Genomic DNA, 7281 nt, shown 5'->3' with positions numbered 1-7281 from the left:
CATTCACCTCAGGTAAGAACTTTATATTGTCGGGCTTTTCCATATTTTCAGCCTCCCAAGTATCAAGCTTTGCTTGCATGTTAATCCAAACAGCAACGCCCGTTCCCGTAGACTCGGCTAACCTTCTAGCCATAGCATGAGAACACTTGGCTTTCCCATTAACAAACTCACTCAAAGCCTTTCTGGTAATACCCAAATATTCTGCAGCTGAAGTTATCGATAACCCCCTCTCATCCAAAACAGCAAATTTAAAAAATTCACCTGGATGCGTAGGTTTTCTTGTCTGCTTCATTTCTTCTCCAAATTCCCTCCAATTAAGAGGGAGAAATACCACTACAACCTTAATTATAGTGGTCTTTAAAAGCTAACGAGATTTTATCTTCTTTCCGTGGTAATCAAGATAATCGAGAAAAATCGCTCCATCATCTACTATCTGGAAAGTTATCCTCCAATTCCCGTTAACTTCAATACTATACACACCAGACCCAGACCCCTTTTTTTCAGAAAACTTTCTCTGAAAGATAGCTTTTAAGTCTTTTGGGTGGTGTGAACCATCAATAAAATCCAATATTTTTCCAATTGCATTTGTATGGTTAGAATTTAATCCTGACTCATCACCATTTTCGTAAAATTTCTTGAGCCCTTTATGTGAAAAACTTTTGATTGCCAATGCCAATACCTCCGAATGTAAGCTGTAATATTATTAAATAAATTCATAGTTTTATCCTTTTATTTGATTTCATTGTTACCAAATAACACTATCCAAACTATTGAATATATTTACTCTCTTCGGAGTGCTTCTCATAGGGTAGTCATTTGCAACAAAACAATAGTAACCTGTAACGTTACAGGTGTCAACCCTAAAACTGCGCGCAATTGGCAGTTATGTTAAATAGCCTACTTTACCCATCTAAACTCTCAGTTCAGAGTAAATAAACGACCAAACCTACAATTAACCAATATAAACCCGCCGAATGACCGTTAAAACCATTGAAAGTTTAATACGAAAAAACACATTCCACAGTATAAAAAAAGAACGGTAACAGCAGAGGGGGAATAGCGGTTTAAAGTCGAGTTTTCTGCACTTTTGTTTTCAGTGAAAACAAAAAAATCATAAAACTAAACCACTCTAGATAAAAATTTATAAGGTTTTTTCCAACTTAAAACGATAAAAAGACTTAATTTACTTTAAGCCTTTTAAGATACTCAAACCAGATAATTAATACTGAGTGGGCACAAACCCCTAATAGGAAGTTTGTTTATCAAAAACTGAGGGAGGGGGTATAAAGTTAATCCTATTTTTACATTACTTCTATAGGTTCCTGCGGGGGTGGGATAATAATAATATTATCATCCTTACTGTGACTGTTTGATTTCGAAACGGTGCAAGTCACTTTTATTGAGATTGCAGAACTACTTTCCCTTGCGCTAGCATTCATATATATCTCACCTGATGCTTTAGTACTATAATTAAAAAAAGATTGTGTCATTTTATAGCGTAAGTTTCGAACCTCTAAAATCCTTCTAGAAGGATAAGTATCACCACCTGTAGCAACTAACCAAAAGTCATCAGGCTTTTCAAACGCATCGATCTCAAACAATAAATCAACACCTTCTCCATAATCAAAAGGATACTGTTCATACTTTACCGCAGAAGTGGAGACCATTGAAAAGTCTTTATGCCTTTCTGGTACAGTGCACTTCCCAGGTGTTTCAACCGGTTCTCTATCACAGGAATCCTTAATATTATGTCGATTACTGTCTTTCAAATAATGCTTAGCATAATTACTCCCTTTGTTAACAAGGTCGTTATTGATATTCCCACCAACAGTTCCTAAAAGAGCGGCAGGAGAAGAGCTTCCTGCTACTTTAGCTGCAGCCCCGATAACAAATGAGTACTGATCATTATTATCTTTATATTTATCAGCCACTAAAAAAGCTGTGGTAGCTAAAGCTGATTTACTAGCATACTTCTGATCAGCCCCACCTTGAAAGAACATGTCAATACCTTTTTGAATGGCTGGATTATCTGAATAATAACTTCCTTTTTGGGATTCTATTATTGCAAGAGAACCATTAAGTGGTGCAACCTGATTAATGTTTGCAGGAGGTAAACTGTTCACGGGGCAATTTCCAGCATTACTTCCTTTTGCCCCATAAAAAAGGGAGCTATCAACTCCCGATACTACACCTTCACTATTTAGATATTTAGGTATATCCACCTCACCTATTCCTGATGAATATTGAGGGGACAGTTGCTCTTCTTTGTTGGGGACGTATTTAACAGGTTCATCTGTAGTTACACCAACTGTTAAAGCAAGTGAGCCTTTATCAGTAAGTTCATACCCAAAAACAATCGTCCGTTCCTCTGTTGATGGGGCGACACTGAATAGAGGATATAAAGTTGCATCTTGTCTCGCACCAAACGAGTCTGACAAATTAAAAACTTCACGACTTACATTTTTCATTGCTAGTGATATGTTAGGTTTACCTTTACTAAGAAGGTTATAAGGCCCTTTTACTACAGAAATTTTATCATTATTGGTTACCGATGTACGTACAACCAATAACCCTACGTCATCAGAATGCCCAGAAACTTGAAAACATTTCTTAAAAGACTCACCTTTGGGTATATGAAACTTTTTGTATTTAGGAATGTCGAATTCAGCTTCAAGTTTAATTAAGCTACTGGGATAACACTCATTAAAAATGTCGGGTGCAGGCTGTGGAGGTGATGTTGCACCAGCCTCAAAACCTATTAATAAAAGTCCTAACCCTACAATTTTTTTTATCATAAAAACTCCATTTTATTATTTACTCACGATAAATCTAATACCGCCCTCCATCAGTGGGGCGAGAGTAACATATGAGAGGGAGAATTAAACAATTCATTAACAACTTAGGTGTCACCCTCTACCAAGAGGTTAAATATTCGCCAATCAGCATGTTAATTAGGCCATCAGCCACTTGAAAAGGGTTACGTACTCAAGATGTATTCTCAGTGTATTTTTTGGCTCAATTGCTCCTTAATTTCAAGGACTCGATTTGACCAAGATTTCACTTCTGGAGAGTCAGCAGGCATATCCATAAGCTCATTAAGCTCTAACATTAAGCTCTCCAGTTCTGCCATTAATTCAGCTTTAGATTTCATTTTTAGGCGCTTCTGTTTTAAAGGTTATCTGCTGACTTTTATCTTGCAAAGAGCGTAAGTAAACGGGTTTAGATTCTACTGCGGAATAGTTTTTATCAATCATGTCGGTCGCATCTAAATGTGTAATCAGCGCCTTAACCGCCCCCCTATATTTCTCTGGAACACGCATAACCACGGTGTTTTCGTATTTTGTTTTTCTTCCTGCACCAGGGCGAGCACCACCATGTTGTTTCTTTTCCATAATTCCACCTTGAATAAGTTACAAATTCAAAGGTAAATTGATAATGTTACAAATTCAAGATATATTTTGATTATAAGTTGTCACATCAAGGGGGCTAAATGAATTACCCACTGCTCATAAGTCTTATTGCTATATCGGTTTTTCTTATCGTCTATGGGCGCTTTGTTTACAAGACTAGAAAGGAATATCTTGAAGCAAAAAAGGAAGATTAAACCCCAATATAAACGGACACAACGCCAATTCTTTCATGGCCTAATGCTCTAGAGATTTCTAGCCTGATTTCATTGTCTCTTTGTCGCTCCAAATCTGTCATTTCAGTGCGTTTTACCCCGCCATCGGCAGGGCATTTATGGCCTGATAATTCTTGATAAAGATCCCTAGCAAAACGATGCCTCAAGCCGTGGTTCCTATCTAACTTAGCTCTACCGCATTCGTGCTTATAAATCTCCAGCTGCTGCTTTAAATTACGATTAACAGGGATGAGATAACCGTCACCAACAGTGGCAGTAATACGATTTAATAAAGCGGTTTGATGTTGGTTAGTGATCGGGATAGTTCGTGGCCTACCGCCTTTGCATGTTGAACCTTTTAGCGTGATCGAATCGCCATTCCACCCCGTCTTAGGATGAAATAAAATAGCCTCTGTTTTTCTCAAACCAAACGCTCTTTGCAGTTCCAACGCCATTGATGTCGCTGGATCTTTAATGCTTGTCAATTTAACCAGGTCTAACTCTCTGGCCTTGGCGTTCGCAGCGCCCACCAAATCTCGCTTTGCAATTCCGTAAGCTTCATTTCCCTTATTTATTGCGTCTTTTTTACCTATTTTTTCAGCCCACCAACGCAATGCACTCATACGATTTTTAATCGTGCCAGTAGCGATATTTTCGCTGTGCCATTGCTTAACCAAGTGCTCAACATGCTTTGGCTTGAGGGATTTGACGCTCATATTGCGAAATCCACCGACTTTTAGCTGGTCAGCACACAAGCGTAAAATGTCAGTGCGGTTTTTTTGGGTTGCAAAGCCTTCCTGCTTAGCTCTCATCGCTGACTGATGCTGCTGCTTACAAAGCCTTGTCAGCTCCCACTTTAAATTATGTTTACCCTTCGCCATAAGCCCTACTCATTCATTGTTTAAAACTTTTACCTTCAATAAATTCAACTTCAGTCGGTTAGTTTTCTAAGCCATTTCATACCCGAAATGTGAATATGAAAGCCGCTTTTAGCGGTAAGCTTTGTTGAATTAATAGCCTAAATTAAGCCGTTTGCAGTCAGCTCTTTTGAACTTTAAAAATCCTGCAAGGTGATGTTGGGATTTCCTATTTGCCAATCGGTTGAAGGTTAAGTGTGCTCCTGATTTAGTGTTGAAATTGCGTGCTTACACCCAATTTGATTTGGAGCTTTAAAGTTGGTTTCAGTGAAAACCAATCTGATATTTCCATATTTTAATATTTTGATATAAGCATCGAGGGATGCGAGATTTGAACCTCAATTCTCTATCTGTTTTTTGTCGATGACAAACGGAAAGTTGCTATTAGCAACTTTTGAGAATGTTGCTGTGATTGCAGTTTGGAGAAGTGAAGCCAAGGAGCACTGTAGGTTTGCCGTATCTGTCACTTGCCGTTCCTCCAAGTGACAGATACTAGGGCTATCAAACTTGAAACTGTTACTTTTTTCAAATTTGATATTCAAGCAGAGAAATTAGCCACTTCTCATGGACTGATAGACTTCGCTAATCGGCCCATGCTCAGAGGCGCCAGGAAGCGTTTTAGCTCTTTTGTTGATTCAAACCCCACAAGTCCACGCTTTTTAGCTAAAAACGTCTTAAACCTTGAATTAGACCCCTTAGATTTGATATTCCTGCCAGACAGTTGCGAAGCAACATGCTTTTAAATCAAGTTCCAACTTCAAATACCGGTTAACGGCCGTAGGCAAAGCGAACCTTTCGGTTTTCGCTTGTTTTCGGCCTTGGCGTTAGCCAAGAAATGCCGATTCATTTTTTCTTTGATGTGGATTTATCCACAATGCTTTTACCTTTTAAAAAGATCGTTTTTAGATCGTTTTTAAAAACGTTTTTAGGGAAAGTGGTGATCGCTACAGGCCAGTTGCGCCAAGGCTTACAGAGGAGTAAAAAATCGCAAATGTACCCTTTTGATGGTGAAATGTACCCTTTTGATGGTGAGGTGTACCTTTTTGATGGTTTAAGTGTACCTTTTTGATGGTCTAATCCACAGCTTACAATCTAAATGTACCAGCAACCGATGAGGTTTGACTTACTAAGTGTACCCATGATAAAAAAGGTACAAATTCTAATTGTACTTAGTTGATGGTTATGGAAGTTGCTGAAAATAAAGAATACAAGATGACAGACCTGCAAATATCGATTAGTCACGCAATAACTCGTGCAGCTCACGGACTGACGCTAGTTGAAAAACGTATTGTAGCCCTATTTATTGCAAAGTTTGATAATAGTAAACACAGAAAGGCATTAGGGCGTGTAATCCCAGTCCAAGACGCCACAATCAGAATTACAGCAGCAGAATACTCAGAAACTTTCGACATCCCGATGAACATTGCTTATAGAGATTTATTGAAAGGTACAGACAAATTCTTTGACCGTTATTGGCGTGTAATACAAGACACTCCAAAAGGGAAAAAAGAATTTAAATACAACTGGCTTGAAGGGGTAGTTTACCACCACGGAGAAGGGTGGGTTGAAGCAACGTTCGGGCAAAAGACAATCCCACACTTAGTGTTCAGCCTTAAGGACCAATACACAAAATACAAACTTAAATCTACAGTAGCCCTTACCAGTGGTTACTCATGGCGCTTATGGGAACTAATGGCGCAGTTTGCTAATACCAAAAAACCAGCCAATGAAGAGCGCTTGATTCGCATTTCATTAAAAGACTTCCGCCATGCTATGGATACGCCCAAAAGCTACAAATACTCTCAAATTAGGCAAAAAGTTATTGAACCTGCGATTGAACAAATCCTCACACAGAATGAAATTGACGTAACCTGGAGAGCTATTAAAAAAGGACGCTCTGTAGATAGCCTTGAGTTTAAATTTAAACCATGTGATCAATTGAATTTATTTTAACACTACCATCCTATAAAACCTTAAAGAATAGTTGGGCTAGCTGCTAACCCAAAAGTAATGCTGTACAATAACTGCAACACAAGCAACACCTCATCTCTTGATGAATAGATAAAAGGTGCAACATGGCTAAAGTCAATCTGTCACAAGCAGCTAAACTAGTAGGTAAAAACAGAACTACGATATGGCGGCACATTAGCACAGGTAAGCTTTCCATCGAAAGAGATAGGGATGGGCTCCCCTTGGTTGAAACCTCTGAATTAATCAGGGTTTACGGAGAACTGCAACCAGTTGCAACACCTAAAAACGAAAAAAAACAACACAAAGCAACACCCTCATATGAAGATTTGTTAAGTGCGATAGATATGCTAATAAAAGAGCAGTCTGAAATGAGAAAGGAAATAACAAGCCTCACTAACAGACTCGTATACAAACATGAGTCCCCTAGTGAGAATAGACCAGAGAATGATCCCCTGTGGCCTAAAAACGCCACATGCATCGCTGATATAGTTCTACGAAATGAAATTAAAAACAAATACAATAAGGGCGGATAAACCATTGCTTATCCGCCCCTTATTACTTACCTAATTTTTTTAAAGCACGCTCTAGATTATCTAGCTCTCTCTGTACCTTACGTCCATCATCTCCGGTAAATTCTATTTCAGCCTTACAATTACCGCAGTTGATTTTTTTTCCTGGAACCATTTCATTCACGTTTAACTTAATGCTTCTATTACAGCCGGGGCAATCTATATCAATCGGTATATTCATAAGGCCTCATAATTTAGGCGA

At 38.5% G+C, this 7281-nt stretch carries 10 protein-coding genes; 3 read left to right on the top strand and 7 right to left on the bottom strand.

Annotated features, from left to right (window positions below; genetic code table 11):
* From BCU84_RS18245 to BCU84_RS18225, 6 genes are all read right to left on the bottom strand, one after another.
* A partial coding sequence (locus BCU84_RS18245; protein ID WP_102529485.1) for a HigA family addiction module antitoxin occupies nucleotides 1-292 on the bottom strand: 292 nt, incomplete at its 3' end.
* Between the two features lie 72 nt (nucleotides 293-364).
* Nucleotides 365-670, bottom strand: coding sequence for a type II toxin-antitoxin system RelE/ParE family toxin (locus BCU84_RS18240; protein ID WP_055026531.1), 306 nt, complete (start codon nucleotides 668-670; stop codon nucleotides 365-367).
* 631 nt (nucleotides 671-1301) lie between these two features.
* Nucleotides 1302-2795: a hypothetical protein gene (locus tag BCU84_RS18235; RefSeq protein WP_055026532.1), complete on the bottom strand. Its 1494-nt coding sequence runs from the start codon at nucleotides 2793-2795 to the stop codon at nucleotides 1302-1304.
* Nucleotides 2796-2998: 203 nt separating this feature from the next.
* Nucleotides 2999-3151 carry a hypothetical protein gene (locus BCU84_RS20755; protein ID WP_157936244.1) on the bottom strand — a complete coding sequence of 51 codons (153 nt, stop codon included), beginning with the start codon at nucleotides 3149-3151 and terminating at the stop codon, nucleotides 2999-3001.
* Nucleotides 3141-3392 (bottom strand): hypothetical protein, encoded by a 252-nt coding sequence (locus BCU84_RS18230; RefSeq protein ID WP_055026533.1) that lies wholly within the window; start codon nucleotides 3390-3392, stop codon nucleotides 3141-3143. Before BCU84_RS18230 ends, BCU84_RS20755 begins: the two co-directional genes overlap by 11 nt.
* Before the next feature lie 208 nt (nucleotides 3393-3600).
* Nucleotides 3601-4503, bottom strand: a complete 903-nt coding sequence (locus BCU84_RS18225) for a phage integrase N-terminal domain-containing protein (RefSeq protein ID WP_055026534.1) — start codon at nucleotides 4501-4503, stop codon at nucleotides 3601-3603.
* Between the two features lie 871 nt (nucleotides 4504-5374).
* Between BCU84_RS18225 and BCU84_RS18215 the strand changes: the two genes are divergently transcribed.
* From BCU84_RS18215 to BCU84_RS18205, 3 genes are all read left to right on the top strand, one after another.
* Entirely contained in the window at nucleotides 5375-5608 is a 234-nt protein-coding gene (locus BCU84_RS18215) for a hypothetical protein (RefSeq protein ID WP_055026536.1), read from the top strand.
* 113 nt (nucleotides 5609-5721) lie between these two features.
* Nucleotides 5722-6492, top strand: a complete 771-nt coding sequence (locus BCU84_RS18210) for a replication initiation protein (RefSeq protein ID WP_157936243.1) — start codon at nucleotides 5722-5724, stop codon at nucleotides 6490-6492.
* A 122-nt stretch (nucleotides 6493-6614) separates the two neighbouring features.
* Nucleotides 6615-7043, top strand: coding sequence for a hypothetical protein (locus BCU84_RS18205; RefSeq protein ID WP_102529484.1), 429 nt, complete (start codon nucleotides 6615-6617; stop codon nucleotides 7041-7043).
* Nucleotides 7044-7065: 22 nt separating this feature from the next.
* Here the strand turns inward: BCU84_RS18205 and BCU84_RS18200 are convergent, their stop codons facing one another.
* Nucleotides 7066-7260, bottom strand: coding sequence for a hypothetical protein (locus BCU84_RS18200; protein ID WP_055026529.1), 195 nt, complete (start codon nucleotides 7258-7260; stop codon nucleotides 7066-7068).
* Between the last annotated feature and the right edge of the window lie 21 nt (nucleotides 7261-7281).

Source organism: Shewanella sp. 10N.286.51.B7 (genome assembly GCF_002873615.1).
Lineage (GTDB): Bacteria > Pseudomonadota > Gammaproteobacteria > Enterobacterales > Shewanellaceae > Shewanella > Shewanella electrodiphila.
This window is presented reverse-complemented; position numbering and strand designations above follow the sequence as displayed.